The sequence below is a fragment of the Variovorax paradoxus genome, from assembly GCF_902712855.1.
Lineage (GTDB): Bacteria > Pseudomonadota > Gammaproteobacteria > Burkholderiales > Burkholderiaceae_C > Variovorax > Variovorax paradoxus_Q.
In genome coordinates, this window is sequence record NZ_LR743507.1 from 233,703 (window position 1) to 260,139 (window position 26,437).

24 protein-coding genes are annotated in these 26,437 nt (G+C 69.9%); 7 read left to right on the plus strand and 17 right to left on the minus strand.

Annotated elements, in window-relative coordinates:
• The first annotated feature begins 215 nt into the window (after window positions 1-215).
• Together AACL56_RS01150 and proC are read left to right on the plus strand one after the other, a co-directional pair.
• Window positions 216-1,340, plus strand: a complete 1,125-nt coding sequence (locus tag AACL56_RS01150; RefSeq protein WP_339092777.1) for an esterase-like activity of phytase family protein — start codon at window positions 216-218, stop codon at window positions 1,338-1,340.
• The gene (gene proC / locus AACL56_RS01155; RefSeq protein ID WP_339088005.1) at window positions 1,337-2,194 is read left to right on the plus strand and encodes a pyrroline-5-carboxylate reductase; all 858 of its coding nucleotides are present in this window, start codon (window positions 1,337-1,339) and stop codon (window positions 2,192-2,194) included. The genes AACL56_RS01150 and proC overlap by 4 nt, the downstream gene beginning before the upstream one ends.
• A gap of 2 nt (window positions 2,195-2,196) precedes the next feature.
• Here the strand turns inward: proC and AACL56_RS01160 are convergent, their stop codons facing one another.
• The 12 genes from AACL56_RS01160 to AACL56_RS01215 form a co-directional block, all read right to left on the minus strand.
• Window positions 2,197-2,667: a MaoC/PaaZ C-terminal domain-containing protein gene (locus AACL56_RS01160; RefSeq protein WP_339088006.1), complete on the minus strand. Its 471-nt coding sequence runs from the start codon at window positions 2,665-2,667 to the stop codon at window positions 2,197-2,199.
• A 14-nt stretch (window positions 2,668-2,681) separates the two neighbouring features.
• Window positions 2,682-3,542, minus strand: a complete 861-nt coding sequence (gene ubiA, locus AACL56_RS01165) for a 4-hydroxybenzoate octaprenyltransferase (protein WP_339088007.1) — start codon at window positions 3,540-3,542, stop codon at window positions 2,682-2,684.
• Window positions 3,543-3,606: 64 nt separating this feature from the next.
• Window positions 3,607-4,182, minus strand: coding sequence for a Dps family protein (locus tag AACL56_RS01170; protein ID WP_339088008.1), 576 nt, complete (start codon window positions 4,180-4,182; stop codon window positions 3,607-3,609).
• A 137-nt stretch (window positions 4,183-4,319) separates the two neighbouring features.
• Window positions 4,320-5,285 (minus strand): LysR substrate-binding domain-containing protein, encoded by a 966-nt coding sequence (locus AACL56_RS01175; protein ID WP_339088009.1) that lies wholly within the window; start codon window positions 5,283-5,285, stop codon window positions 4,320-4,322.
• 106 nt (window positions 5,286-5,391) lie between these two features.
• Window positions 5,392-7,833, minus strand: coding sequence for a sensor domain-containing protein (locus tag AACL56_RS01180; protein ID WP_339088010.1), 2,442 nt, complete (start codon window positions 7,831-7,833; stop codon window positions 5,392-5,394).
• Between the two features lie 223 nt (window positions 7,834-8,056).
• Window positions 8,057-9,103, minus strand: coding sequence for a TRAP transporter substrate-binding protein (locus AACL56_RS01185; RefSeq protein WP_339088011.1), 1,047 nt, complete (start codon window positions 9,101-9,103; stop codon window positions 8,057-8,059).
• A 5-nt stretch (window positions 9,104-9,108) separates the two neighbouring features.
• Window positions 9,109-10,836, minus strand: coding sequence for an acetyl/propionyl/methylcrotonyl-CoA carboxylase subunit alpha (locus AACL56_RS01190; protein WP_339088012.1), 1,728 nt, complete (start codon window positions 10,834-10,836; stop codon window positions 9,109-9,111).
• 10 nt (window positions 10,837-10,846) lie between these two features.
• Entirely contained in the window at window positions 10,847-12,472 is a 1,626-nt protein-coding gene (locus tag AACL56_RS01195) for a 5-oxoprolinase/urea amidolyase family protein (protein WP_339092778.1), read from the minus strand.
• Window positions 12,473-12,486: 14 nt separating this feature from the next.
• Window positions 12,487-13,251, minus strand: a complete 765-nt coding sequence (locus AACL56_RS01200) for a LamB/YcsF family protein (protein WP_339088013.1) — start codon at window positions 13,249-13,251, stop codon at window positions 12,487-12,489.
• A 52-nt stretch (window positions 13,252-13,303) separates the two neighbouring features.
• On the minus strand, window positions 13,304-13,990 hold the full coding sequence (gene pcp, locus AACL56_RS01205; RefSeq protein WP_339088014.1) for a pyroglutamyl-peptidase I: 687 nt from the start codon (window positions 13,988-13,990) through the stop codon (window positions 13,304-13,306).
• A gap of 10 nt (window positions 13,991-14,000) precedes the next feature.
• On the minus strand, window positions 14,001-14,957 hold the full coding sequence (locus tag AACL56_RS01210; RefSeq protein WP_339088015.1) for a DUF979 domain-containing protein: 957 nt from the start codon (window positions 14,955-14,957) through the stop codon (window positions 14,001-14,003).
• A gap of 2 nt (window positions 14,958-14,959) precedes the next feature.
• Window positions 14,960-15,700 (minus strand): DUF969 domain-containing protein, encoded by a 741-nt coding sequence (locus AACL56_RS01215; protein WP_339088016.1) that lies wholly within the window; start codon window positions 15,698-15,700, stop codon window positions 14,960-14,962.
• Between the two features lie 309 nt (window positions 15,701-16,009).
• On the opposite strand from AACL56_RS01215, the gene AACL56_RS01220 reads away from it, so the two are divergent.
• Entirely contained in the window at window positions 16,010-16,714 is a 705-nt protein-coding gene (locus AACL56_RS01220; RefSeq protein WP_339088017.1) for a GntR family transcriptional regulator, read from the plus strand.
• Between the two features lie 60 nt (window positions 16,715-16,774).
• On the opposite strand, the gene AACL56_RS01225 is transcribed toward AACL56_RS01220, so the two are convergent.
• On the minus strand, window positions 16,775-17,242 hold the full coding sequence (locus tag AACL56_RS01225) for a GNAT family N-acetyltransferase (RefSeq protein WP_339088018.1): 468 nt from the start codon (window positions 17,240-17,242) through the stop codon (window positions 16,775-16,777).
• Window positions 17,243-17,328: 86 nt separating this feature from the next.
• Between AACL56_RS01225 and AACL56_RS01230 the strand changes: the two genes are divergently transcribed.
• Window positions 17,329-17,964 (plus strand): LysE family translocator, encoded by a 636-nt coding sequence (locus tag AACL56_RS01230; RefSeq protein ID WP_339088019.1) that lies wholly within the window; start codon window positions 17,329-17,331, stop codon window positions 17,962-17,964.
• Window positions 17,965-18,171: 207 nt separating this feature from the next.
• On the opposite strand, the gene recG is transcribed toward AACL56_RS01230, so the two are convergent.
• Genes recG through AACL56_RS01245 form a run of 3 tightly spaced genes read right to left on the minus strand, consistent with a single transcriptional unit; the run spans window position 18,172 to window position 22,570 of the window.
• Entirely contained in the window at window positions 18,172-20,370 is a 2,199-nt protein-coding gene (gene recG, locus AACL56_RS01235; RefSeq protein WP_339088020.1) for an ATP-dependent DNA helicase RecG, read from the minus strand.
• Between the two features lie 11 nt (window positions 20,371-20,381).
• Window positions 20,382-21,878, minus strand: a complete 1,497-nt coding sequence (locus tag AACL56_RS01240) for a TIGR01777 family oxidoreductase (protein ID WP_339088021.1) — start codon at window positions 21,876-21,878, stop codon at window positions 20,382-20,384.
• Window positions 21,875-22,570 carry a DUF4166 domain-containing protein gene (locus tag AACL56_RS01245; RefSeq protein WP_339088022.1) on the minus strand — a complete coding sequence of 232 codons (696 nt, stop codon included), beginning with the start codon at window positions 22,568-22,570 and terminating at the stop codon, window positions 21,875-21,877. Before AACL56_RS01245 ends, AACL56_RS01240 begins: the two co-directional genes overlap by 4 nt.
• 116 nt (window positions 22,571-22,686) lie before the next feature.
• Between AACL56_RS01245 and queA the strand changes: the two genes are divergently transcribed.
• Window positions 22,687-23,742, plus strand: a complete 1,056-nt coding sequence (queA, locus tag AACL56_RS01250) for a tRNA preQ1(34) S-adenosylmethionine ribosyltransferase-isomerase QueA (protein ID WP_339088023.1) — start codon at window positions 22,687-22,689, stop codon at window positions 23,740-23,742.
• 7 nt (window positions 23,743-23,749) lie between these two features.
• A complete protein-coding gene (gene tgt / locus AACL56_RS01255; protein ID WP_339088024.1) occupies window positions 23,750-24,922 on the plus strand; it encodes a tRNA guanosine(34) transglycosylase Tgt in 1,173 nt (390 codons plus the stop codon).
• A 7-nt stretch (window positions 24,923-24,929) separates the two neighbouring features.
• Here the strand turns inward: tgt and AACL56_RS01260 are convergent, their stop codons facing one another.
• Window positions 24,930-25,298: a hypothetical protein gene (locus AACL56_RS01260; RefSeq protein ID WP_339088025.1), complete on the minus strand. Its 369-nt coding sequence runs from the start codon at window positions 25,296-25,298 to the stop codon at window positions 24,930-24,932.
• 149 nt (window positions 25,299-25,447) lie between these two features.
• Here AACL56_RS01260 and AACL56_RS01265 point away from each other — a divergent pair, with 149 nt between their 5' ends.
• A complete protein-coding gene (locus AACL56_RS01265; RefSeq protein ID WP_339088026.1) occupies window positions 25,448-26,230 on the plus strand; it encodes an SDR family NAD(P)-dependent oxidoreductase in 783 nt (260 codons plus the stop codon).
• Window positions 26,231-26,437: the final 207 nt, after the last annotated feature.

Here is a 26,437-nt window from a genome sequence, read left to right on the forward strand (position 1 = left end):
ATACCCCGAACCACTCGGGGCACTTCCGCTTTGGGCTGAAAGCTTCGCCTTTTGGAAGCGAAGCCCGCGATTGTGGCACGCACGAATGCCGATGTCAACGGCCCTATTACACCATCTCGCGCTGCCACTAGACTCCGGGCGTGCGCGAGCCTGTGAAACACCTCTTTTCTTCCCCACTCTTTCAACCCCGGCGGCGGCGCCTGTTTGCGGGCGGCATGGGCGCAGCCGGCCTGCTGGCCATGGGCCTGGCCGGTTGCGGGAGCGCAACACCAGGGCCTCAAGCAGCCCCAGGCCGCCTGCGGCGCATCGCCGAAGCGCGCTGGCCACACCGTCTTCTTATAGGGGGCACCACGGCGGGCGGCCTCTCCGGCATCGACTTCGATCCGATCCGAGGTGAGTACCTGCTCATTAGCGACGACCGATCGGACCTTGCGCCAGTCCGGATGTATGTCGCCCGCTGGCCTCACCCGCAGGCCGCTCAGCCCGAGCCGACCGGCGTGGTGCAACTGCAACGCCCCGGCGGCGGCGCCTGGCCGAACCGGCGCCACGCGGCCGACGGCCTGCCCGTGCCCGACCCCGAAGCCCTGCGGCTGCGCTCCACGACCAACACCTTGCTCTGGACCAGCGAAGGGGACGTTGTCCGTGGCTTCGGTCCGGCGCTGTACGAATCGGCGCGCGACGGCCGCTTCCTGCGGGAATACGCCATGCCGGCGATGTTCCAGCCCGACGCCGCGAAGGGCCGCGGGCCGCGCGACAACCTGACGTTGGAAGGCCTCGCCCTCACTCCCGACAGCCGCTTCGCCTGGCTCGGCATGGAGAACGCCCTGATGCAGGACGGCCCGGAGCCCACCATCGGCGCGGCCGGCGGACCGTGTCGCTTCACCCGGATCGACCTCGAGACCGGGCAGCCCGACCGCCAGATCGCCTATGTGCCCGATGCGATCCCGCTGCGCCCGCTGATTCCGGGCAGCTACGCAGACAACGGCGTGAGCGACATCCTCATGCTCGACGCCGACCGCATGCTGGTGCTGGAGCGCGCCTATGCCACCGGCAGGGGCAACTCGCTGCGCCTGTACGAGATCGACACCCGCGCGGCCAGCGACGTCCTGGCCGTCGAAGCGCTGGCAGGCGGCAACCACCGCCCCGCGGCCAAGACCCTGGTGGCCGATTTCGCCGCGCTCGGACTGTCCCGCCTCGACAACACCGAGGGCATGTGCTGGGGGCCTCCCCTGCCCGACGGCAGGCGCATGCTGGTGGTCGTGAGCGACGACAATTTCAATCCGCTTCAAGTGACCCAGTTCGTCGCATTCGAATACACCGACCGAGCCAGCCGACCATGACCATCGCCGTGACCTTCCTCCCCCGCACCGGCCCCGCGCCGCTCCCGCCCGTCGCCTTCATCGGCGGCGGCAACATGGCGAGCGCCATCATCGGCGGCCTGATCCAGCAAGGCACGCCGGCGGACGCCTTCGAGGTGGTCGAGCCTTTCGAGGAAGCCCGCGCCAAACTGTCCCAGTCGTTCGGCATTGCAGCGCAGCCTGCGGCCGGCGATGCGCTGTCGCGCTGCGGCGTGGTGGTCTGGGCGGTCAAGCCCCAGGCCTTCGCCGAAGCCGCCCGTCCGGTGCGCGAATTCGCAGGCGACGCACTGCACCTGAGCGTGGCCGCAGGCATCCCGTCGGACAGCATCGCCCGCTGGCTGGGCACGGAGCGCGTGGTGCGCGCCATGCCCAACACGCCCGCGCTCGTGGGCAAGGGCATGACCGGCCTGTTCGCGCGCCCCGGCGTGCCGAGCGCCGACCGCTCCACCGTCGCCCAGCTGCTGGCACCCACCGGCGAACTGATCTGGGTCGACGCCGAACCGGCGCTCGACGCGGTGACCGCGATGTCCGGCTCGGGCCCGGCCTATGTCTTCTATTTCATCGAGGCGATGACCGAAGCCGGCGTCGAGATGGGCCTCACGCCCGACCAGGCCCAGCGGCTGGCGATCGGCACCTTCACCGGCGCCTCGGCACTGGCGCACAGCGCCACCGAGCCACCGTCGGTGCTGCGCGAGCGCGTCACGTCGAAAGGCGGCACGACCTACGCGGCCATCACCTCGCTGCAGCAGGCCGACGTGAAGGCGCAGTTCAAGACCGCGATCCGCGCCGCGCAGAAGCGCGCGGCCGAACTCGGCGAGGAATTCGGCCGCGGCTGATCTCAGGCCGGCGGCAGCGCGCGCGGCCCGAGGAAGAAGAGCCACTCGGCGGCCAACGTGACGGTGCCGTCCTCCAGTTCGAGCAGCACTTCCTCCTTCAGCAGAAAGCTCTCGTCGGGCTTGGGCGTGACGTCCATGATGCGCACCCGCGCCCTGAAGCGCGCGCCCACCGGCATCGGCCGCACGAAGCGCAGGCGGTCGAAGCCGTAGTTCAGCGCGTGGTTGGAGTCGAAGGGCAGCAGCGTGCGCATGGCTTCGCCGGTCAGCCGGATCAGGTGCGAGACCTGGAAAAAGCCCTGCACGATGGTGCCGCCGTAGCCTGCCTCGCGCGAGGCGCGTTCGGGGTCGAGGTGGATCCACTCGCCTTCGCCATCGCCCGACAGCGCCGAGTAGCTCTCGACCATCTCCTGCGTGATGCAATGCCAGCCGGAGAAGCCCTCGTGCCCGACCTTCTGGCGCAGACGTTCCAGCATGCGAGCGACTCCCTTCAACGCATTGCGTAGCCGGCCACGATGCCGGCGAACACCGTGAAGCCCAGCCAATGGTTCAGGGTGAACGCCCTGAAGCAGCCATCGCGCGTGCGTTCGCGGATCAGCCGCCAATGCCACACGGCCTGCGCACCCGCAACGGCAATGCCGGCGTAGAACAGCAGCCCCAGCCCATGCGCCGCGCCGGCCCAGCCCCAGATGGCCAGGAAGATCGCGTAGCTCGCCATCACCGCCGCCACGTCGAAGCGACCGAAGGTGATGGCGGAAGTCTTCATGCCGATCTTCAGGTCGTCGTCGCGGTCGACCATCGCGTACTCGGTGTCGTAGGCCAGCACCCAGAACAGGTTGCCCACCAGCAGCCACGCCGCGAGCATCGGCACGGCGGACTGCACCGCCGCGAAGGCCATCGGAATCCCGAAGCTGAAGGCGATGCCCAGCACCGCCTGCGGGATCGAGACGAAGCGCTTGGCGAAGGGGTAGATCAGCGTGATGGCCAGGGCCGCGAACGACCACGTCACCGTGAGGCGGTTGGTCGTGAGCACCAGCCCGAAGGCCGCCAGCGCGAGCACGGCCCCGAGCCCCAGCGCCTCCTTCACGGAGACGGCGCCGCTGGTCACGGGGCGTCGCGCGGTGCGCTTGACGTGGCGATCGAAGTCGCGGTCGGCCACGTCGTTGATGCAGCACCCCGCGCTGCGCATGAGGATGGTGCCGAGCGTGAACACCGCCAGCAGGTGCCAGCCGGGCCAGCCGCCCGCCGCGAACCAGAGCGCCCCGAGCGTGGGCCACAGCAGGAGCAGCCATCCCGCGGGACGGCTCCAGCGGATCAGGTCGAGGTAGAGCGCGAAACGACGGGCGAGCATGCGGCAGGCAAAAAAAGAGCGGCTATTGTGCCGCTCCCGATGGATGTGAAGGACTGGCGCGTGCTCAGTCTTCGAGCAGCGATCGCAGCATCCAGGCGGTCTGGTCGTGCACCGTGCAACGCGCCGTCAGCATGTCGGCCGTCGGGTCGTCGCCGGCCTCCTCGGCCACGGGAATGAACTCGCGCGCGATGCGCGACACGGTCTCGTGGCCCTTCACCAGGATGCGCACCATCTCCATCGCCTTGGGCGGGTTCTGCGGCACGTCGGGCACGGTGGCGATCTTGCTGAACTCGGCGTACGAGCCCGGCGCGTAGTGACCGAGCGCGCGGATGCGCTCTGCCAGCACGTCGGTCGCGCCCCACAGCTCGGTGTACTGACCCATGAACATCGCATGCAGCGAGTTGAAATGCGGGCCCGTCACGTTCCAGTGGAAGTTGTGCGTGGTGAGGTACAGCGTGTAGGTGTCGGCAAGCACGCGGCTCAGGCCCTCGGCAATGGCGGCGCGGTCCTGGCGCTCGATGCCGATGTTGATGATGGGCGCGTTGCGGCTGCCGGATTCCTGGGCGACCACCGCACCGCCCTTCTTGGGCACCTTGCCGGCGGAGGAAGCAGGCGACGATTTCTTCGGGGCTTTGGCCATGGCGAGAGCTCTTTCTTCAAGTTGGAGGGGACACCGGATTCTCGAAGCCGCCGGACGGCTTCGCAACAGCGCCACTCTATCTCAGCGATGAACGATTCAAAACGGCCCGGGCGTAGGCCGATTCCTCGAAATGCCCTCTACGACAGGCGTTTGACGCCGGGCAACTCGCACGCATAGATCGCGTTGCGCAGCGCGGCGATGGCCTCGTAGCGCGTGAAGGTGCGGCGCCATGCGAGCACCACGCGGCGCGTGGGCGGGTCGCGGTCCTGCGCGTCGCGCACAGGCAGGTAGCGCACCATCTGCTCGGGCTCCTTGCGGCCCTTCACCTTGGGCTTGAGCGCATCGGCAGGCACCGACAGCCGCGGCACCAGCGTCACGCCCATGCCCGAGGCCACCATGTGCTTGATGGTCTCGAGCGAAGAGCCCTCGAAACTCTTGCGGATGCCTTCGGCATTGCTGGAGAAGCGCGCGAACTCGGGGCACACCTCGAGCACGTGGTCGCGAAAGCAGTGGCCCGTGCCCAGCAGCAGCATGGTCTCGCTCTGCAGTTCCTCGGAGGTGATCGATTCGCGGTCGGCGAACTTGTGCTTGTTGGGCAGCGCGGCCATGAAGGGCTCGTCGTACAGCGGCGCCATCGCCAGGCCGGTGTCGGGGAAGGGCTCGGCCATGATGGCGCAGTCGATCTCGCCGGCGCGCAGCATCTCCAGCAGCTTGACGGTGAAGTTCTCCTGCAGCACCAGCGGCATCTGCGGCGTGCGCGCGATCACCTGGCGCACGAGGTCGGGCAGCAGGTAGGGGCCGATGGTGTAGATCACGCCCAGGTTCAGCGGACCGGCCAGCGGGTCCTTGCCGCGCTTGGCGATCTCCTTGATGCTGGCGGCCTGGTCGAGCACGCTCTGCGCCTGCTGCACGATCTGCTCGCCCAATGGCGTGACGGTCACCTCACCGGCGCTGCGCTCGAAGAGCTTGACCTCGAGCTCGTCCTCGAGCTTCTTGATGGCGACCGAGAGGGTCGGCTGGGAAACGTAGCAGGCCTCGGCCGCCTTGCCGAAGTGCCGTTCGCGGGCCACTGCGACGATGTATTTGAGTTCGGTGAGAGTCATAGCTTGCGTCAATTATGCGCAAGGGGCGCGAACCGGGCTGCCTCCAGGGCCGGAAGGCCCCGCCGAAGCACCGGGGGACTCGCGCGGCCCGCGCCGGTTGCCTCGCTCAGCGCACGTCCTCGACCATCTCGATGAGCTTCGGCGCGGTCATCGGGCGGCCCAGCAGGAAGCCCTGCACCTCGGCGCAGTGGTCCTCGATCAGCGTCTGCAGCTGGCCGTCGGTCTCCACGCCTTCGGCCGTGACCGACAGGCCCAGTGCCTTGCCCAGCGCCAGGATCGCCTTGACCACGTCGCGGCTGCCGTCGCGCTGCTCGATGTCGGCGATGAACTGCCGATCGATCTTGATGACGTCGAACGGAAAGCTGCGCAGCGAGCTCAGCGACGCATAGCCGGTGCCGAAGTCGTCGATGGCCAGCTGCACGCCCAGGTCCTTGAGCTCGCGCAGCACCACGCTCGCGCCCTCGGCGTCGTCCATCAGCACGCCTTCGGTGATCTCGATCTCCAGCCGCTCGGGCGCCAGACCGGCGCCGCTGAGCACTTCCTTCACACGCTGCACCAGCCGTCCGTCTCGGAACTGCACCGGCGACACGTTGACCGACACGCCGATGTCCGGCCACTGCACCGCGGCCTCGCAGGCGGTCTGCAGCACCCAGTCGCCCAGCGGCAGGATCAGGCCGCTCTTTTCCGCGAGCGGAATGAAGTCGTCCGGGCCGATGCGGCCGCGCTGCGGATGCGCCCAGCGCACCAGCGCCTCGGCGCTGCGGATCGACTGCGTGCGCGCGTCGAAGCGCGGCTGGAAGTCGAGGTAGAACTCGCCCGCCGCGATGCCGCGGCGCATCTCCTCGATCATGCGCCGGCTGGCCGTCACGCGATCGTTCATCTCGTTGGCGAAGAAGCAGTACGTGCCCCGCCCGTTGTGCTTGGAGCGGTACAGCGCGGTGTCGGCAGCACGCAGCAGTTCGTCGGGCGTGGAGCCGTCGGCCGGCGACACCGCCACGCCGATCGACACGCCGACCTCGAGGTCGCCCACGTCGCTGCGGATCGGCGCCGCGATGGCCTGCAGCAGGTGCTGGCAGTAGGCATCGAGCTCCTCGTCCGTGAGATTGGGCGCGGCGATCACGAACTCGTCGCCGCCGATGCGCGCGGCGAGCTGGTCGGCCTTGAGCGAGCGGCGCAGCCGGTCGGCGATCTCGCCGAGCACCTTGTCGCCCACCGGATGGCCGTAGGTGTCGTTGATGGGCTTGAAGCGGTCGAGGTCCAGGTACAGCAGCGCCAGGCGCGCCTTGGGGTGCGTGAGCGCGGAGGCCATGAAGGCCGACAGGCGCGTGCGGTTGGGCAGCGAGGTGGCCGCGTCGTGCTGCGCCTGGCGCTGCGCGTCCTCGAAGGCCTGGGCCAGCGCCACGTCGGAGGTGACATCGCTCGCGAACTTGATGATGCGCGTGAGCTTGCCGCCGAGGTCGTACACCGGGTTGTACGAGGCCTGCAGCCACAGCTCGCGGCCGTCCTTGCCGATGCGCTTGTGCCGCCCCGCCACGAACTTGCCCTCGCGCAGCGTGCGCCAGAACTCCTTGTACTCGTGTGTCTCGGACACGCCGGGTTCGAGCAGCATCCGGTGGTGCCGGCCCACCATCTCCTCCAGCGTGTAGCCGAAGGCCGCGAGGAAGTTCGGGTTGGCGTCGAGGATGGTGCCGTCCACGGCGAAGGTGATCACGCCCTGCGACTTGTTGATGGCCACGATCTGGCTCTGGAAGTCGGCCTGGCGCAGCTTTTCCTGCGTGATGTCGGTGGCGTACTTCACCACCTTCCGAACACGGCCCGTGGGATCGAAGATCGGGTTGTAGGTGGCCTGCAGCCAGACGTCGCGGCCACCCTTGCCCAGCCGCCGGTATTCCGCCGCATGGTGCCTGCCGCTGGCCAGCGCGGCCCAGAAGCCGGCGTACTCGGCGCTCCCCGCATAGGCTGCGTCGACGAACATGCGATGGTGGCGCCCCGCCACCTCGTCCAGGCGGTAGCCCATGGCTTCGAGAAAGCGCGCGTTGGCATCGAGCACCGTGCCGTCGAGGGCGAACTCCACCACCGCCTGCGACACATTGATGGCCTGGATCTGCCCGCGGTCGTCGGCCGCCTTGAGCACGCGCGACGAGATGTCGTTGGAGATCTCGACCACCTGGCGCACCACGCCGTCCGCGTCCGCCAGCGGTGTGTAGAAGGCCTGCACCCAGTGCGTGTCGCCGTCCTTGTGCAGTCGCATGCGCTCCACCACGCGACGCTCGCCGCGCAGGACGTCGCGCCAGAGCGAGGACGGGTTGCCCGACAGGCCGTCGTCGGGGCTGATGTCGAGCAGCTCGCGCCCCTTCAGCTCGTCGAGCCGGTAGCCCCAGGCGTCCAGGAAGTGGTTGTTGGCCCGGAGCACCCGGCCCTGCGCGTCGAGCGTCAGTGTGGCGAAGGCGCTGTTGAGCGCTCGCAGCTCGGCAGGCATCGCCGGCGTCGGCAACGCCTGCGCGTCGCCCTCGGGCCCTGTGAAGGTCCTGCCCCTCTCTTCATCCATCCACGCGTTTTGCATCTTGCGCACCGGCCATCATCGAACAGAAGAACTGCACAGAGAGCCATCCTCCCTCGACCTGCCCTCTTGCGTTGCGTCGTCGATGCCTGAAGCGATTTATGGATGTCTTGCTCGGGAATGCAGGGTTAACGCAGAAGATGATACGGCAAGCTGAAACAAAAGTTAACCATTCTGATGCGCCGTTGCATCAGCCATTTGGCATGGCGCCTCAGTGCCTGTCGAAGTACGGGATGAAGATCGCGTTGGCGTCCACACCGACCTGCTTGATCCAGTCGAGCGAGAAGTGCTCGCCCAGGCGGCGAAGGTCGCGGCTGAACAGATAGGGCACCGGCTCGACCCTGACGCCGTTGCGGCGCAGCTCGTCCATCGAGCGCGCAGCGGCCGCGGCGCTGGCGGCCCAGCCGCGCGACTCGGCAGCCGCGCTCGCCGTGGCCAGCGCATCGCGCTGCGGCGGCGCCAGGGCCTCCCAGGCCTGCGCGTTGGCGAACACGAGGTTCTTGGGAAACCAGGCGTTGATGTCGTAGAAGAAGCGCATCGACTGCCAGACCCGGCTTTCGACACCGGTCACGGCCGAGGTCAGCATGCAGTCGATGCGGCCTTCGGCGAGCGCCTTGTCGAGCCCGGTGGCCGGCACGTCCACCGGCACCGCGCCCACCAGCGTGGCGATGCGCGCGGTGGTGGCGTTGTAGGCGCGCATGCGCAGGCCGCGCAGGTCGGCCATGCCGCCGAGCGGCCGGTTGGCATACAGGCCCTGCGGCGGCCAGGCGACCGCATGCAGCACGCGAAGGCCGCGCTGCGCGAAGGCCCGCTCGACCAGCGGGCGCTGGATGCGCCACAGCCTTTGCGCGTCGTCGTAGCTCTGGGTGATGAAGGGCACCGAGTCGGCACCCGCGATCGGCACGTCGGCCACCATGCTGCTCATGATGGCTTCGCCGGACTCGGCCTTGCCGTCCTGCACCGCCGCGCGGATGGCGTTCAGCGCGAACATCGAACCGCCGGGGCGCACCTCGATGCGCAACCGCCCGCCGGTGGCGGCCTCGACGTCCCGCGCCATGGCCACGAGATTGAGGGTGTGGAAGTTCTCCGTCGGGTAGCCCGTGGCCAGCCGCCATGCGGTGGTGCCGGGCGCCGAGAAGGCAGAAGGCACGACGGATCCGACCGCGGCGCCGCATGCCAGCGATCCGAAGGCGCGGCGGGTGACCGGCATGTCCGGCCAGAACGGCAAGCCCGCGATGGGCGCGCGAGTACGGCCCATGTCCGTCAGCCGATGGTGGCGAGCGTTGCGCCCGACGCCACGTAGCCGCCCGCAGCCACGGCAAAGGCAATGCGCCCGGCACGGTGCGCCACGACCTGCATCTCCATCTTCATCGCCTCCATCACGGCGATGACGGCGCCCTCGGCCACCTCGTCGCCGTCGGCCACCTTCCAGCCTTGCAGCGTTCCCGAAACGGGCGCGGCCACGGCGGCGGCATCGGCCACCGCGGCTTCGGCCTGCGGCGCGGAGCCGCCGGCCGCCACCGAAGACAGGCCGGCGAGCAGCACGGCCGGCAGGCCCAGCGCCATCCGCCGGCCGTCGACCTCGATCGCCGTGCGCAGCAGCGCGGCATCGGGCAGCGGATCGGGACGCATGGCCGGCGCCTCGCCGTTGGCGAAGTCGGTCTCGATCCAGCGCGTGTGCACCTTGAAGGCATCGCCGGAGACGAAGTCCGGGTGCGTCATCACCGCGCGGTGAAACGGCAGCACCGTGGGCAGGCCCTCGATGCGGAATTCCTTCAGCGCGCGGCGCGCCCGTGCAATGGCCTGTTCGCGCGTGGCGCCGGTGACGATCAGCTTGGCCATCAGCGAGTCGAAGGTGCCCGGCACCTGCGAGCCCGAATCGACGCCGGCGTCCACGCGCACGCCGGGGCCCGAGGGCGCCTCGAACAGCGTCACCGGCCCGGGGGACGGCAGGAAGCCGCGCCCCACGTCTTCCGCGTTGATGCGGAACTCGAAGGCGTGGCCGCGCGGCGCGGGCGTTTCGGTGATCGACAGCGGCAGGCCTTCGGCAATGCGCAGCTGCTCGATCACCAGGTCGATGCCCGTCGTTTCTTCCGTCACCGGGTGCTCCACCTGCAGGCGCGTGTTGACCTCGAGGAAGGAGATCGCGCCGCTCGAGCTCAGCATGAACTCGACGGTGCCGGCGCCGGTGTAGCGCGCCTCGGTGCAGATGTCGCGCGCGGCCTGGTGGATGCGTTCGCGCTGCTCGTCGCTCAGGAAGGGCGCGGGCGCCTCCTCCACCAGCTTCTGGTTGCGTCGCTGCAGCGAACAGTCGCGGGTGCCGAGCACCACCACGTTGCCGTGCGTGTCGGCCAGCACCTGCGCCTCGACGTGGCGCGGGCGATCGAGGAACTGCTCGACGTAGCACTCGCCGCGCCCGAACGCCGTCACTGCCTCGCGCACCGCCGATTCGTAGAGGCCCTCGACCTCGTCGAGCCGGCGCGCGACCTTGATGCCGCGCCCGCCGCCGCCGAACGCAGCCTTGATCGCCACCGGCAGGCCGTGCTTCTCGGCGAAGGCGAGCACCTCGCCTGCATGGCTCACCGGGTCGGCCGTGCCCTCGACCAGCGGCGCGCCGACCTTCAATGCGAGCTTGCGGGCCTGCACCTTGTCGCCCAGCGTCGCGATGGCGGCGGGCGAAGGGCCGACCCACGTGAGGCCCGCGTCGATCACGGCCTGCGCGAACGCGGCGCTCTCCGAGAGGAACCCGTAGCCCGGGTGCACCGCATCGGCGCCGGCGCGCTTGGCCACCGCGAGCAGCTTGGCGATGTTCAGGTAGGTGTCCGCGGGCTTGTTGCCGTCCAGCCCGTAGGCCTCGTCGGCCATGCGCGCATGCAGCGCGTTCAGGTCGGCATCGGCATAGACCGCGACCGATTGCACGCCGTGGTCGGCACAGGCGCGCGCGATGCGCACGGCGATTTCGCCGCGGTTGGCGATCAGGAGTTTTTTCATCGGAAGGCTTTCACGGTGCGCTGGGCGCGACAGGGCCGGGAGCGGCGATCGGGTTGAAGCGGACGCGGGCGTTCACAGGGATCTGCCCCGCGCGGTCGAGGTGGTAGGTGGCGACGGAGGCGATCACCGGGTAGCCGCCGGTCAGCGGGTGGTCGGCCAGGAACAGCACCGGCTGGCCGCTGGGCGGCACCTGGAGCGCGCCGTAGGCCGTGCCTTCGCTCGGCAGCTCGGCGTGGTTGGCGCGGGCCAGGGGTACCTCGCCCGCCAGGCGGATGCCGACGCGGTTCGATTGCGGCGTGACCGTCCACGGCTGCCTGCACAGCAGCTCGAGCGCCTCGGGCGTGAACCAGTCGGTGCGCGGGCCGGGCACGATGTCGAGCACGACCTCTTCGTGCACCGTGGGCAGGCCGTCCGGCGGCGTTTCGGGCGCACCCACCGGGGCGCCAGCCTCCACCGCGCGCACCGGCAGCAGGTCGCCCGCGGCAATCGCCGGCGGGCCGATGCGCGCGAGGGTGTCGCTCGAGAGGCTGCCGAGCACCGGCGCCACGTCGAAGCCGCCGCGCACCGCCAGGTAGCTGCGGATGCCGGCCTGCGGCTCGCCGATTGCGAGCACGTCGCCATCGACCAGCGCGATGGGCTGGTGGCGCGGCACCGGCCATTTCGCGCCGTCGGCGCGGGTGAGCGTGACAGGGCCGTCGGCCCCGGCAATGGCCACCACCGCATCGCCGCGGCAGGCGAGCTGGAAGCCGCCGCAGGCAATCTCGATGCAGGCTGCATCCGATGCGTTGCCGACGAGGCGGTTGGCGGCCTGCAGCGAGCGCCGGTCCATCGCGCCGGAGGCGGACACGCCCTGCTTGGCCTGGCCATGGCGGCCGCCGTCCTGCAGCAGGGCCTGGAGCCCAGTCGCGCGAATCTCCAGAACGCCGGCGCCGGCCGATGCAACGGGCTGCGTCGGCGATGGCAATGGCGACGGCGACGGCGAGACCGCCGCAGCCACGGGCGTCGCGCGGGGCTGCGCCGTGACATCCACGAAGCGCACGGTGTCGCCCGGCTGCAGCAGCGCGGGCAACGCGGGCGGCACGCGCGACAGGTCCCACATGGGCGTGTCGGTGATCCCGATGATCTGCCAGCCCCCCGGGCTCGCCTGCGGGTACACCCCGCTGAAGCTGCCCGCGAGCCCCACCGCGCCAGCGGGAATGCGCGTGCGCGGCACCTTGCGGCGCGGCACGTTCAGGCTCGGGTCGCCACCGGAGAGGTAGGCGAAGCCGGGCGCGAAACCGGTGAAGGCCACCGTGTAGTCGCTGCCCGTGTGGCGGCGCACCACTTCCTCGGGCGCGATGCCCAGCAGCCCCGCCACCTCCGCGAGGTCTTCGCCGTCGTAGCGCACGGGGATCTCGATGCGCCTGTCGATGCGCGTCTCGCGCGCGTCGAGGCTGCGCAGGCCGATGCGCCGCACCAGCTCGTCCGCGGCAATGGCTGCCGGGCGGAAGGCGACGAGCAGCGTGCGCGCGGCGGGCACGATTTCCTCGACGCCCGCGATCGGCTCGGCACGCAGCGAGGCCAGCAGCGCCAGCGTCTGCGGCAGGTCGGCCAGCTCGACGAGCATGGCATTCAGGTTGACGGGCAGGAAGCGCATGGGCATGGGCGTCGTCATGCAGCGTCCACGAAGGGGCGGATCGACACGCCAGACTGCTCGAGCCGCGCGCGCACCTGGCGCGCCATCTCGACCGCGCCCGGACTGTCGCCGTGCACGCAGACCGATTCGGCCTCGATGCGCACCGTGCTGCCGTCGATGGCGGTGACCACGCCGTCGGTGGCCAGGCGCAGCATGCGCTCGGCCACCTGGTCGGCATCGTGCAGCACCGCGCCGGATTCGCGCCGCGACACCAGCGTGCCGTTCGGCGTGTAGGCCCGGTCGGCGAACGCCTCGGCCACGGCGCGCAGGCCCTCGCCACGCGCCCAGCCCAGCAGCGGCGAGCCGGCGAGCGCCACCAGCACGAGGCTGGCGTCTATTTCGCGGATGGCGGCGATCACGTCGCGCGCCTGGCGCTCGTCGTGGGCGATGGTGTTGTAGAGCGCGCCGTGCGGCTTCACGTAGCGCACCGTGGTGCCGGCGGCCGCGGCCAGGCCCTGGAGCGCGCCGATCTGGTAGATCACGTCGGCGCGCAGGTCGGCGCTTTCCACGTCCATGTTGCGGCGCCCGAACCCCACCAGGTCGCGGTACGCCACGTGGGCGCCGACCGCGACGCCGCGTTCCTTGGCCTGTCGCAGCGTGCGCAGGATGCCGGCCGGGTCGCCGGCATGGAAGCCGCAGGCCACGTTGGCGCTGCTCACGAGCGACAGCATCGCGGCGTCGTCGCCCATGCGCCACACGCCCAGGCTCTCGCCGAGGTCACTGTTCAGGTCGATGTTCATCGTGTTCGTCTCCGGCGTGCGGTGGCGCACGCCTCAAGGGGTCAATGCAGGGTCAGTGCAGGCGGCCGGCGGTCTCGCGCACGTCGTCGCGCACGGTCAGCGCGGTGCGGATCGCCACGCGGAAGGCCTCGACCTGCGCAGCCAGCGCCATGCTCGCCACGCCGGGCTTGGGCGCAGCCTGCTCGGGCAGGTAGGGCACGTGCACGAAGCCGCCGCGCGTGAGCGCGAGTGCCGCCCGCGTGGCGAGCCGGTGCATCAGCGCATAGAAGATGTGGTTGCACACGAAGGTGCCGGCAGTGTTCGACACCGCCGCGGGCAGCCCGGCCGCGCGCATGTCGCGCACCATGGCCTTGATGGGCAGCGAGCTGAAGTACGCCGCCGGCCCACCGGCCACCACCTCGACGTCGATCGGCTGGCGGCCGGCGTTGTCGGGAATGCGCGCGTCGTCCACGTTCAGCGCGGCGCGCTCCATCGAGATCTCGGTGCGCCCGCCCGCCGCGCCCACGCACAGCACCAGCGGCAACGCCGCGCCCGTGGCATGGATGTCCGCCAGCGCCGCGTCGAGCGTGTCGATGGCGCGGCCGAACACGCAGGGCAGCTGCACCGCCTGCACCACAGCGCCTTCGCAGGCCCAGCCGTCGAGCGCGCGGGCGATCTCCCACGCGGGGTTGACGGGATCGTTCTCGAAGGGCTCGAAGCCCGCGAGCAGCACGCGCGGTGCGGTGGAAACGGAGCTCATGCGCGGCGCCTCAACGGAACATCAGGAAGTACATCAGGAAGATGTTGACCACCAGCAGGGCGGCGGCGGTCGGCACCTGCACCTTGATCACCGCGTTCTTGTCGGGCAGCTCCAGCAGCGCCGCGGGCACGATGTTGAAGTTGGCCGCCATCGGCGTCATCAGCGTGCCGCAGTAGCCCGAGAACATGCCGATCGCCGCCATCACGGCCGGGTCGCCGTGGTACACGCCCACCAGCACCGGCACGCCCACGCCGCCCGTCATCACCGGGAAGGCCGCGAAGCCGTTGCCCATGATGATGGTGAACAGCGCCATGCCCAGCACATAGACGGCGACCGCCACGAAGCGGATGTCCATGTTGATGTAGCTGGTGGTGATGTACGCCACGGCCTTGCCCACGCCCGCGTCGGAGAACACCAGGCCCAGCATGCCGAGCATCTGCGGCAGCACCACGGCCCAGCCGAGCGCGTCGGTCAGGCGGCGCGACTCGCGCAGGCCCTGCACCGGGGTCTCGCGCGTCAGCCAGCAGGCCAGCGCCAGCGCCACCACGCAGCCCACGCCCAGGCTCACCAGCGTGGTGTTCTTCGGGTCGAGCAGGAAGGCGTCGCCGATCTTCACCTTGCTCATGAGCACGGTGCCGATCACGGTGACCAGCGGAATGGCCAGGGCGGGCATGAAGAGCTTGTTGCCCAGGCGTTTTGCGCTGGCGGCGTACTCGGTGGCCGAGGGCTCGCGGTGCTTGCCCGCACCCACGCCGCGCATGCCGGCGATGACGGCCATGGCGACGGCGCCCACGCCGACCCAGGCCGGCGGCAGCTTGTCGCCGACCAGGAACACGAGCGCGTAGAGCGCCCAGAACAGGCCGCTGGTGTAGCGCTTGGGGTGCTGGCGGTCGGTCAGCGTCATGATGGCCGTGATCGCCAGGATCAGGCCCACCAGGATGTAGAGGTGCTGGATCGAGAGAATCATGATCAGCGGCCTTCCTGCGCGGCAACGGCGGGCACGGCCGGCTCCTGCTTCACGCCTTCCATCTCGCGGGCGATCGACTGGTCGAGCCGGCGCAGGCGCCAGGCGTGGATGACGAAGGCGGCGATGGCCGTCGGGATGCCCCACAGCGCGATGTGCAGCGGCTCCACGTCGATGCCGGCCTCGTGCAGGAAGGTGCTCATCAGCACGATGGCGCCGAAGGCCACGAAGATGTCCTCGCCGAAGAAAAGGCCCACGTTGTCGGTGGCCGCGGCGTAGGCGCGCAGCTTGTGGCGCAGGCGCTCGGGCAGCTTGCCGTAGCGCGTTTCCGTGGCGCCCTCGGCCATCGGCGCCAGCAGCGGGCGAACCATCTGCGGGTGGCCGCCCAGGCTGGTCAGGCCGACGGCGGCGGTGAGTTCGCGCGCGGCGAGGTAGACGATCAGCAGGCGGCCGGCGGTGGCCGACTTGATGCGGCTGATCCAGTTCTGCGCATGCTGGCGCAGGCCGTGGCGCTCGAGCAGGCCGATGACGGCCAGCGGCAGAAGAATGATCAGCGGCAGGTTGCGCGTCTTGATGAAGCCGCTGCCGATGGCCGTGAGGATGGCCATCGGGCCGAAGCCCGCGGCGGCCGCCGTCACGATGGCCGTGACGATCACCACCAGCATCGGATTGAAGCGCAGGATGAAGCCCGCAATGATCACGGCCACGCCGATCAAGGGCCACAGATGAGGGATGTCAGGAGTCATGTTGGTCTTTCGTTTTGGGATTCAGAGACACCTTGCGCGGGGGCGCCGGCCATTTGCTTAACGCAAACCTCGTGCCAATGAATGAGCAATCGAAAACATATGAATCACTCATTTATCGGAAATTGTTGAACAATTTTGGTGAGTGTGCCCAACAACGGTGCCGAGCCGGCTCCATGTAAACCCTAAGTTCGCCGGCTTCCGGTGCACAGGGCGCAGGCCCCGCGCGCGCGGCGCCCCGGGGGAAATCTGCTAAAAACCACCGGCCTTCCCGCGCTTTCCGGCGGCCTTCGCCTCTTTCCCACTTCCGGCATGACCTCACTGGCTTCCCCGACCTCTCCCGCTTCGCCAGCCGCCGGCACGCAGACGCTCAACGACCGGGTCGCCGAGCTCATCCGGCAGAAGATCGTGAAGGGCGAGTTCTCGCCGGGGCAGCGGCTGTCGGAAGCCGCGCTGGCCGACAGCTTCGAGATTTCGCGCAACACCCTGCGCGAGGTCTTCCGCACGCTGACCAAGGAAGGACTGCTCAAGCACGCGCCCAACCGCGGCGTGTTCGTGGCGGTGCCCAGCATCGCGTCGATCATCGACATCTACCGCGTGCGCAGGCTCATCGAATGCCAGGCGCTGGCGCAGGCCTACCCGCGCCACCCGGCCAAGAAGCACATGCGCGAGGCGGTGGAGATGGCGCTGAAATGCCGCGACGCCGGCGACTGGCTCGGCGTGGGCACCGCCAACATGGAGTTCCACAAGGGCATCGTGGAGCTGGCCGACAGCGAACGGCTGAACATCCTGTTCGCGCACATCCTGGTCGAGCTGCGGCTGGCCTTCGGCCTGCTGAAGGACCCGGAGTTCCTGCACGCACCGTATGTGGACATGAACACCCAGTTGCTCGAGCTCATCGAGGCCGGCAAGTTCGCCGAGGGCTCGGCGGCGCTCAACGACTACCTGATCCACTCCGAGCGCATCGTGCTCGCGGTCTACGCGCGCCAGATGCCGCAGGGCGGCATCGACGGCTGAAGCGTCCCGGCCCGGCCCGGCCCGGCCCGGCCCGGTCAGGTCAGGTCAGGTCAGGTCAGGTCAGGTCAGGTCGAGCTTCATTCCTTCGTGCGAGGCCTTGAACCCCAGGCGCTCGTAGAAGCGGTGCGCGTCGGTGCGGCGCTTGTCGGTGGTGAGCTGCACCACCCGGCAGCCCGCGGCCCGGGCCGCTTCGACGGCCAGGGCGATCATCCGCTCGCCGATGCGCTGCCCGCGGTGGCTCGACGCCACGCGAACGCCCTCGATCTGCCCGCGCAGCGCGCCCTGCAGGCCCAGGCCGGGAATGACGATGAGCTGGAGGCAGCCGACCACGCCCTCCGGCAGCTGGGCCACCAGCAGCTGGTTGCCGTCCTGCGCCTCGATGCGCCGGAGCGCGGCTTCGTAGAGGGCGATGTCGCCGGGTCGTTCGCGCGCGGCGCCGAGCATGTCGTCGGCCAGCATGGCGACGACGAGCGGGAGGTCGGCCGGCACGGCCTTGCGCATCTTCAAGAGGGAATCGGTTGGTGTCATGGCAATCGGCGCCGTGGCGCCATCGTGTTCGGAAGCAGCATTGGAAGAATAATGGCCTCCCCGCAACGCTTCGCCGACGGCACGCCATGACCCTGTCCGCCTACCTGCTCTTCCTGCCGGCCTGCTTCGCCATCAACATGGCCTTCGGCCCCAACAACCTGCTGTCGGTGACCAACGGCGCGAAGCACGGCGTCTCGCCGGCCGTGATCGCGGCCGGCGGGCGGCTCGCGGCCTTCGCGATCATGATCGCCATCGCGGGACTGGGCATGGGCGCAGTGCTGGTCGCATCGGAGCTGGCGTTCGACGTCATCAAGTACATCGGCGCGGCGTACCTCGTGTGGATCGGCATCCGCCTGCTGCGCGCGCCGGCACCCACGGCCGAGGTGCAGCAGCAGCAACGCGAAGCGGGCACGCCGCCGTCCCTGCGCGCGCTGGCACGGCAGGAGTTCACCGTGGCCGCCGGCAATCCGAAGGCCATCCTGGTGTTCACCGCCTTCTTCCCGCAGTTCGTGGTGCCGGGCGCCTACGCCTCCAGCTACCTGCTGCTGGGCGCGACCTTCCTGGTGTTCGAGCTGGTGGCGATCGCGCTGTACGCGCTGCTCGGCGCGCGCATGCGAAGGCTGGCCGACGGCAGCCGCGCGATGCGCTGGTTCAACCGGGTGAGCGGCAGCATGATGGTCGGCTTCGGGCTGATCCTGGCCTTCACGCGCCGCCCCGGCTGATTGGTACTCCCCCAGGCTGCGCGCACTTCGTGTCGCTTCTCCTTCCCCCTACCGGAGGCGACACCTGCGGCCCGGCCAAGCCGGTTCCGCGGTGTCCTTGGCTCGCCCCCAGGCTTCGCGCACTTCGTGTCGCTTCTCCCTCCCCTCGCCGGGTGCGACACCTGCGGCCCGGCAAAGCCGGTTCCGCGGTGTCTCGCGAACAGATCTTCAGGCTTTGAGGTACTCGGCCTTGGTGCCGAGCCAGCGGTCGATGTGGCGCTGCGCCAGGTCGGGGTGTTTCTCGAGCATGACCGGGGCCAGCTCGCGCGCCCAGTCGAGCAGCAGGGTGTCCGTCGAGAGGTCGGCGAAGCGCAGCAGCGGCGCGCCCGACTGGCGCGCGCCCAGGAACTCGCCGGGTCCGCGGATCTCGAGGTCGCGCCGCGCGATCTCGAAGCCGTCGGAGGTCTCGGCCATGGCCTTCAGCCGCGCGCGCGCGGCCTCGCCGACACGGCCGCTGTCGCCCGGCGCATAGAGCAGCACGCAGGCCGAGGCCGCCGCGCCGCGCCCCACGCGGCCGCGCAGCTGGTGCAGCTGCGAGAGGCCGAAGCGCTCGGCATGCTCGATGACCATCAGCGAGGCGTTGGGCACGTCCACGCCCACTTCGATCACCGTCGTGCTCACCAGCACCTGGATCTCGTTGGCGGTGAAGGCGGCCATCACCGCCTGCTTCTCGGCCGTGGGCATGCGTGAGTGCAGCAGCCCGACCTGGATCGGCTCGCCCAGCGTGCCGGCCAGCTCGTCGCGCGTCTCGGTGGCGTTGCGCAGGTCGACCGCCTCGCTTTCCTCGATCAGTGGACACACCCAGTACACCTGACGGCCCTGCGCGATCTGCGCATGGATGCGGTCGATGACCTCGTCGCGCCGGTGGTCGGCCACCAACCGGGTGACGATGGGCGTGCGGCCCGGCGGCAGCTCGTCGAGCGTGGAGACGTCGAGGTCGGCGTAGTAGCTCATGGCGAGCGTGCGCGGGATGGGGGTGGCGCTCATCATCAAAAGATGCGGCTCCAATCCGGCGCCGGGCCGCCCCAAGCCGGAGGCCTCCCCCCCGGGAGGGTGAGGCGAAGCCTCAGGGGGGCCGAGATTGCCGCCGGCCTTGCCGCGCAGCGCCAGCCGCTGCGCCACGCCGAAGCGGTGCTGCTCGTCGATGATCGCGAGCGCGAGGTTCCTGAAGCGCACCTTCTCCGAGATGACCGCGTGCGTGCCGATGACCAGCGCGGCCTGTCCGCGTTCGACGGCGGCCGACATCTCGTCGCGCTCCTTCTTCTTCTGGCTGCCCGTGAGCCACGCCACGCGCTGGCCGCGCGCGGCCAACAGCGGATCGAGCCAGCCGACCAGCTTGCCGAAGTGCTGCGCTGCGAGGATTTCGGTGGGCGCCATCAGCGCGCACTGGAAGCCCGCGTCGATGCAGCGCGCCGCCGCGAGCGCGGCCACCACGGTCTTGCCCGAGCCGACGTCGCCCTGCAGCAGGCGGTGCATCGGAATCTGCCGGTGCAGGTCGGCCGTGATCTCCTCGCCCACGCGCTGCTGCGCGCCGGTCAGGCCGAAGGGCAGCACCGCGAGCAGCTGCGCATGCAGCGAGGTGGCGACAGGTTCGGCCGCAGCGGGCAGCACCGGTGCGCGCTGCGCCGCGCGCTCCAGCCGCGCCTGCAACTGCGAGAGCTGCTGCGCCAGCAGTTCCTCGGCCTTGATGCGCTGCCACGCCGGATGGCTGTGGTCCTCGAGCGCGGCGATCGACACGTCGGGCGTCGGGTAGTGCAGGAAGCTCAGCGCGGCGCGCAAGTCCCACGCGCCGCGCAGGCCGATCTGCACCGGAACGGTCTCGTCGAGCACCGCACGGGCCAGGCCCGAGCGCACCTCGCGCCGCAGCACCGGCTGCGCCAGGCCGGCCACCGTCGAGTACACCGGCGTGAGCGCATTCGGCAACGCGGTGCCGGCCGCCTTGACGGTGGGATGCATCATCTGCCGCCCGACGAAGCCGCCGCGCATCTCGCCGCGCACGCGCACCCTGGCGCCGACCGCCAGCTGCTTCTGCTGCGACGGATAGAAATTGAAGAAGCGCAGTTCGCAGGTGTCGGAGCCGTCGTCGATGGTGGCGATCAGCTGGCGGCGCGGGCGGTAGACGACCTCGCATTCGGTGACCACGCCCTCGACCTGCGCCATGTCGCCGTCGCGCGTGTCGGCCAGGCGCACGATGCGCGTCTCGTCCTCGTAGCGCATCGGCAGATAGAGCGCGAAGTCGATGTCGCGCACCAGGCCGAGCTTGCGCAGCGCGCGCTGCACCAGGCTCAGGCCGCTGCCGGGCGGACCTGCAGGCGCGGGCGCAGCGGTGGTGGCCGAGGCGGGAGAAGGAACTTTCTTGGCGGGCACGGACTGGGCTTCTAGCGTGGGCGGCAAAGGTCCGTCAAGGCGCTGCGCGCATCCGGGAACATGAACTGGAAGCCGCTGCGCAGCAACTGCGCAGGCACCACGCGCTGGCCCTCGAGCAGCAGGTCGGCCTGCTCGCCGAGCAGCAGCCTGACGGGCGCTGCGGGCGTCGGCATCCAGCAAGGCCGGTGCAGCACGCCGGCCGCGACGCGGGTGAATTCCTCCTGGCTCACTGCGCCGGGCGCGGTGAAGTTGAAGGCCTGCACAGTCGCGGGAGCCCCTGCTGTTTGCTCGGTCACGGTCCACACATGCGCCATGGCACGGACCAGGTCGTGCACGTGCACCCACGACAGCCACTGCCGCCCGCTGCCCAGCCGCCCGCCCATGCCGAGCTGGATCGGCATCAGCAGTTGCGGCAGCGAGCCCTGGTGGCCCAGCACGAAGCCGAAGCGCATGCAGGCCACGTGCACGCCGTGTGCCACGGCCGCGTGCGCGGCCCGCTCCCAGCGCTGGCACAGCTGCGACATGAAGATGTCCTGCGGCGGCGCGTCTTCGGCCAGCTCGGTGGCGTCGCCCTGCGGCTGCACGCCGTAGTAGCCGATGGCCGACCCCGACAGCAGCAGCCACGGCTTGCGCGGCCGCGCGGCGATCCACGCCACCAGTTGCTGCGTGAGCCCCTCGCGGCTTTGCAACAGCTGCCGCTGGCGCCGTTCGCTCCAGCGCATGCCCAGGATGCGCGCCCCCGCGAGGTTGACGACCACGTCGATGTCGTCGGCGGCCGGCACCTGCGCGAGCGACTGCACGCAGCGCACCGCGCCGCCGAAGCCCCACGCGGCCGCGCGCGCGTCGCGCGTCCATACCGTGACCGCATGGCCGTCCGCCAGCAGCTGGCGCACGAGCAGCTGCCCGATGAAGCCGGTGCCGCCCGTGACCAGCACGCGCTGCGGCTTCGAACCGAAGCGCACCGGCGCCAGCGTGTCGCGCACCTGCGCCTGCTTGCCCTGCCTGAACAGCGCTCGCGCCGCGAAGCCGTCGCGCAACCCCGAGACACCGACGCCCACGCCGCACAGCGCGAGGAAGGCGCTGAGCCAGCCGTAGGGCTGCCACACCATCGCGGTCGGCTGGGCGGCCCAGTCGGCCGCGTTCATCGCCAGCAGCGCGATGAACGCGCCCGCATTGATGGCCAGCACCGTGTGCGTGACGCGCTCGGTGGGCGGCAGCAGGCGGCTGCCGTCCTCGACCACGAAGTCCCACAGCGTGAGCACGATCTCGACGCTGAACACCGCCATCAGCAGCCACGCCCATGCGCCGTGCCAGGCCCATGCCGAGAGCCCGATGAACAGCGCGCAATAGATCGACGAACGCGTCGCGTGGATCGCCAGCTCGAGCCCCGCCGTGCCGCGCCGCGGCAGCGCCTCGGTGCCCTCGTGGTGGTAGAGCGTGTCGAACGCGCCCAGCGCGCCCTGGGCGGCCATGAGCTGCAGGGCCAGCAGGTGGGTGTCGAGCGTCATGCGGCGGCCGCCTCTGCCTGCGGCTCGGTCACTTCCTCGAACACGCCGACCTGGGTGAACGTGGTGCCCATGAGCCAGTGGCGGATCTCGATGCGGATGTTGAAGCGTCCAGGCGTCTCGTTGTGATGCCAGAGAAAGGTCTTGCCGGGGGTGAGCAGGCCGGGCAGCGGAATGCGCCAGCCGAACACGTCCCAGAAGTAGCCGTCGCTCTGGAAATGCAGGCTGCCGTTGTCCACGCTGAGCACCAGCTTCATGCCCAGGCCCATGCCCACGTACTCCAGCACCTCGCCGCGCTCGCTCTCGCGCATGAAGCTGGTGAACTGGATCGGCTTGCGGCCGTGCAGGCGATAGACGCGCTGCTTGTAGATGGCCGGGTCGTGCGGCCTGGCGTAGACCTGGATCTCGACCGGGAAGTCGCTGTCGCTGTACGGGATCAGCGCGCCCTGGATCATCGGCTGCGTCAGGTGGCCCAGCAGCTTGCCGAAGCGCGAGCAGCGCAGCTCGCTGAGCGCGCCGAGGTAGTGCAGCGCCTTGCCCGGCGACGGGTTCTTCTCGAAGCGGCGGCGGATGTCGGCATGCAGGCCCAGCCAGGTGTCGCCCATGATCTTCTTGAAGAGTTCGCCCTCGGAGGGACCGGGGGTGGCTGCGGGTTCGGACTCCGGTGAGACGCGCGCTGCTTGTGAATCGACCATGCGCCGATTCTGCCTCGCCAACCCCGCGCGCAACCTCACGCGGGCGAGCGGTTTCGGCCGCATGGGACAATCCCGGCCGTCTTCCTTGGAACGGGCCCGTCCGGCCCTCAAGCACCATGCGCGCCTTCACGCTCTCCGATTTCGATTTCGCCTTGCCACCCGAACTGGTGGCGCAACACCCGGCCACCGAACGCACCGCCTCCCGTCTGCTCGACGGCACCGGCCCCGCACCGGCCGACCGCATCTTCAAGCACCTGCCCTCGCTGCTGCGCGAGGGCGACCTGCTGGTCTTCAACGACACGCGCGTGGTCAAGGCGCGCCTGTTCGGCGAGAAGCCGACAGGCGGCAAGCTCGAGCTGCTGGTCGAACGCGTGCTGCAGGGGCAGGAGGTGGTGGCCCACATGAAGGTGAGCAAGAAGCCGCCGGTGGGCACCACGCTCGAGATGGTGGGCGTGAACGGCCCGGGCTTTCGCGCCACGCTGCTCGGTCGCTGGCCCGACGAGCAGGGCGCGCTGTTCCGCTTCGCCTTCGAGAGCGACAGCGGCGAGAACCCCTACATGCTGATGGAGCGCTGCGGCCACGTGCCGCTGCCGCCCTACATCACGCACACCGACTCGGCCGACGACGAGAGCCGCTATCAGACCGTGTTTGCGCGCGTGCCCGGCGCCGTGGCGGCGCCCACCGCCGCGCTGCATTTCGACGAAGGCCTGCTGGCCGAACTCGAGGCGCGCGGCGTGCAGCGCGCCAACGTCACGCTGCATGTGGGCGCTGGCACCTTCCAGCCGGTGAAGACCGAGAACATCGCCGAGCACACGATGCACGCCGAGCGCTACGAGGTGCCCGAAACCACGCAGCGCGCCATTGCGCAATGCAAGGCGCGCGGCGGGCGCGTGGTGGCGGTGGGCACGACCACCGTGCGCACGCTCGAATCGTGGGCGAAGAGCGGCGAGGCCTCTGGCGACACACGCATCTTCATCACGCCGGGCTTCGCGTTCGCGCACGTCGACCTGCTGGTCACCAACTTCCACCTGCCCAAGAGCACGCTGATGATGCTGGTCTCGGCCTTCGCGGGCTACGAGCGCGTGATGGCGCTGTATGCGCACGCCATCGCCGGCGGCTACCGCTTCTTCAGCTATGGCGACGCCATGCTGCTGGCCCGACAACAAGACTGAGACGACCATGCTGGACTTCGAACTCCTCAAGACCGACCCCGACAGCCACGCGCGCCGCGCCACGCTCACGCTCAACCACGGCAAGGTGCAGACGCCGATCTTCATGCCCGTGGGCACCTACGGCACCGTCAAGGGCGTGATGCCGCGCAGCCTGGAGGAAATGGGCGCGCAGATCATCCTGGGCAACACCTTCCACCTGTGGATGCGCCCGGGCCTGGACGTGATGGCGAGCTTCGGCGGGCTGCACGGCTTCGAGAAGTGGGACAAGCCCATCCTCACCGACTCGGGCGGCTTCCAGGTGTGGTCGCTGGGCGCGATGCGCAAGATCAGCGAAGAGGGCGTGAAGTTCGCGTCGCCCGTCAACGGCGACAAGCTGTTCCTCACGCCCGAGGTCTCGATGCAGATCCAGACCATCCTGAACAGCGACATCGTGATGCAGTTCGACGAGTGCACGCCCTACGACACCAAGGGTCACATCACGACCGAGGCCGAGGCGCGCATCTCGATGGAGCTGAGCCTGCGCTGGGCGAAGCGCTGCCAGGCCGAGTTCTCGCGCCTGCAGAACCCGAACGCGCTGTTCGGCATCGTGCAGGGCGGCATGTTCGAGAACCTGCGCGAGGAGTCGCTGGCCGCCCTGGTCGACATGAACTTCCCCGGCTACGCCATCGGCGGCGTGAGCGTGGGCGAACCCAAGGAAGAGATGCTGCACATCATGGGCCACACGCCGCACCGGCTGCCCGCGAACAAGCCGCGCTACCTGATGGGCGTGGGCACGCCCGAGGACCTGGTGCAGGGCGTGGCCGACGGCGTGGACATGTTCGACTGCGTGATGCCCACGCGCAATGCGCGCAACGGCACGCTCTTCACGCGCTTCGGCGACCTGAAGATGCGCAACGCGCGCCACAAGAGCGACCCGCAGCCTATCGACCCGAGCTGCACCTGCCATGCCTGCGCAGGCACCTCGGGCGTGAGCTGGAACGACGGCGGGCGCGAGGGCTTCAGCCGCGCCTACCTGCATCACCTGGACCGATGCGGCGAGATGCTGGGGCCGATGCTCACCACCATCCACAACCTGCACTACTACCTGAACCTGATGACCGAGATCCGCGCGTCGCTGGACGCGGGCACGTTCACGGAATTCCGCGCGCGCTTCAAGTCGGAGCGCGCAAGGGGCGTCTGACGCCCCGCTATTTCGGCGGCAGGATCGCCAGCGGCGTGGCGTATGGCTCGATGCGCAGCGCATCGTTCCTGAAGACCACGATCTGCTTGAGCGGCGCCTGCACCAATGCGCCGCCCGCGTCCTTGTGCGAGGCGTACTGCCAGAGCGTGAGCTGGCCCTTCGCCGCGAGCTGCGCGGCCAGCCGCTCGACCGCCGGGCCGCCGCCCGAACCGAGCTGGGCCGCGTCGACGCCCACGATCACCTCGTCGCGCGTCGAGACCACCTTGAAGAGCTGGACGGGCGCCGGGGACTGGGCGCGCACCGGGCGCACCGCGAGGGCGGCGGGAAGGAGCGCGAGCGCCAGCAGCGCACGGCGGGGAAAGGTGTTCGTCGTCATGGCAGGCAAGCGTAGCCACGCAGGCGCTTGCTGCCCATTCGCCGGAAGCCATACGCCAGGTGCCGTGGACCGGGAGTCAACGGCGCTCGCCGGCGGTGCGCCGATCCGCTACGCTCGCTGTCCGTTCCCACTGCCGCGGCCGCATCCCCATGACAGACGCATCACAACTTTCGCCCTATACCGCCCGCTATCCCTCGCTGGCCGGGCGCACCGTGTTCATTTCGGGCGGCGCCAGCGGCATCGGCGAATCGCTGGTGCGGGCGTTCCACGCGCAGGGCGCGAAGGTCGGCTTCTGCGACCTGGACGTGACGGCCGGCGAAGCGCTCGCGGCGCAGCTGCAGGACGGACACGCCGCGCTGTTCGTGCCCTGCGACGTGACCGACACCGCCGCGCTCGGCGCCGCCATCGATGCGGTGCGCCAGCGCTTCGGCCCGATCGCCGTGCTGCTCAACAACGCCGCCAACGACCGCCGCCACGAGATGGCCAACGTGACCAGCGAAGACTTCGACCGCCTCGTGGCGGTCAACCTCAAGCACCAGTTCTTCGCCGCGCAGGCCGTGGCGGACGACATGCGCGCGCTGGGCGGCGGCTCGATCGTCAACTTCGGCTCGGTCAGCTGGATGATGAAAGGCCGCGGCTATCCGGTGTACCAGGCCTGCAAGGCAGGTGTGCGCGGCCTCACGCGTTCGCTGGCGCGCGACCTGGGCAAGCAGGGCATCCGCGTCAACACGATCGTGCCGGGCTGGGTGATGACCGAGCGGCAACTCAAGCTGTGGGTCAAGCCCGAATCGGGCGCGGAGATCGACGCCGCGCAGTGCCTGCCGGGCCGCGTGATGGGCGATGACATCGCGGCGATGGCGCTGTTCCTGGCGGCCGACGATTCGCGCATGTGCACTGCGCAGGACTACGTGGTCGACGCCGGCTGGACGTGAGTGGGGCTCGCCCCCAGGCTGCGCGCACTTCGTGTCGCTTCGCCTTCCCCCTACCGGGGGCAACACCGGAGGCCCGGCAGAGCCGTTCCTCGGTGTCTCTGGGCTCGCCCCCAGGATGCGCGCACTTCGTGTCGCTTCTCCTTCCCCCTACCGGGGGCAACACCGGAGGCCCGGCAAAGCCGGTTCCTCGGTGTTTCTGGAGAACTC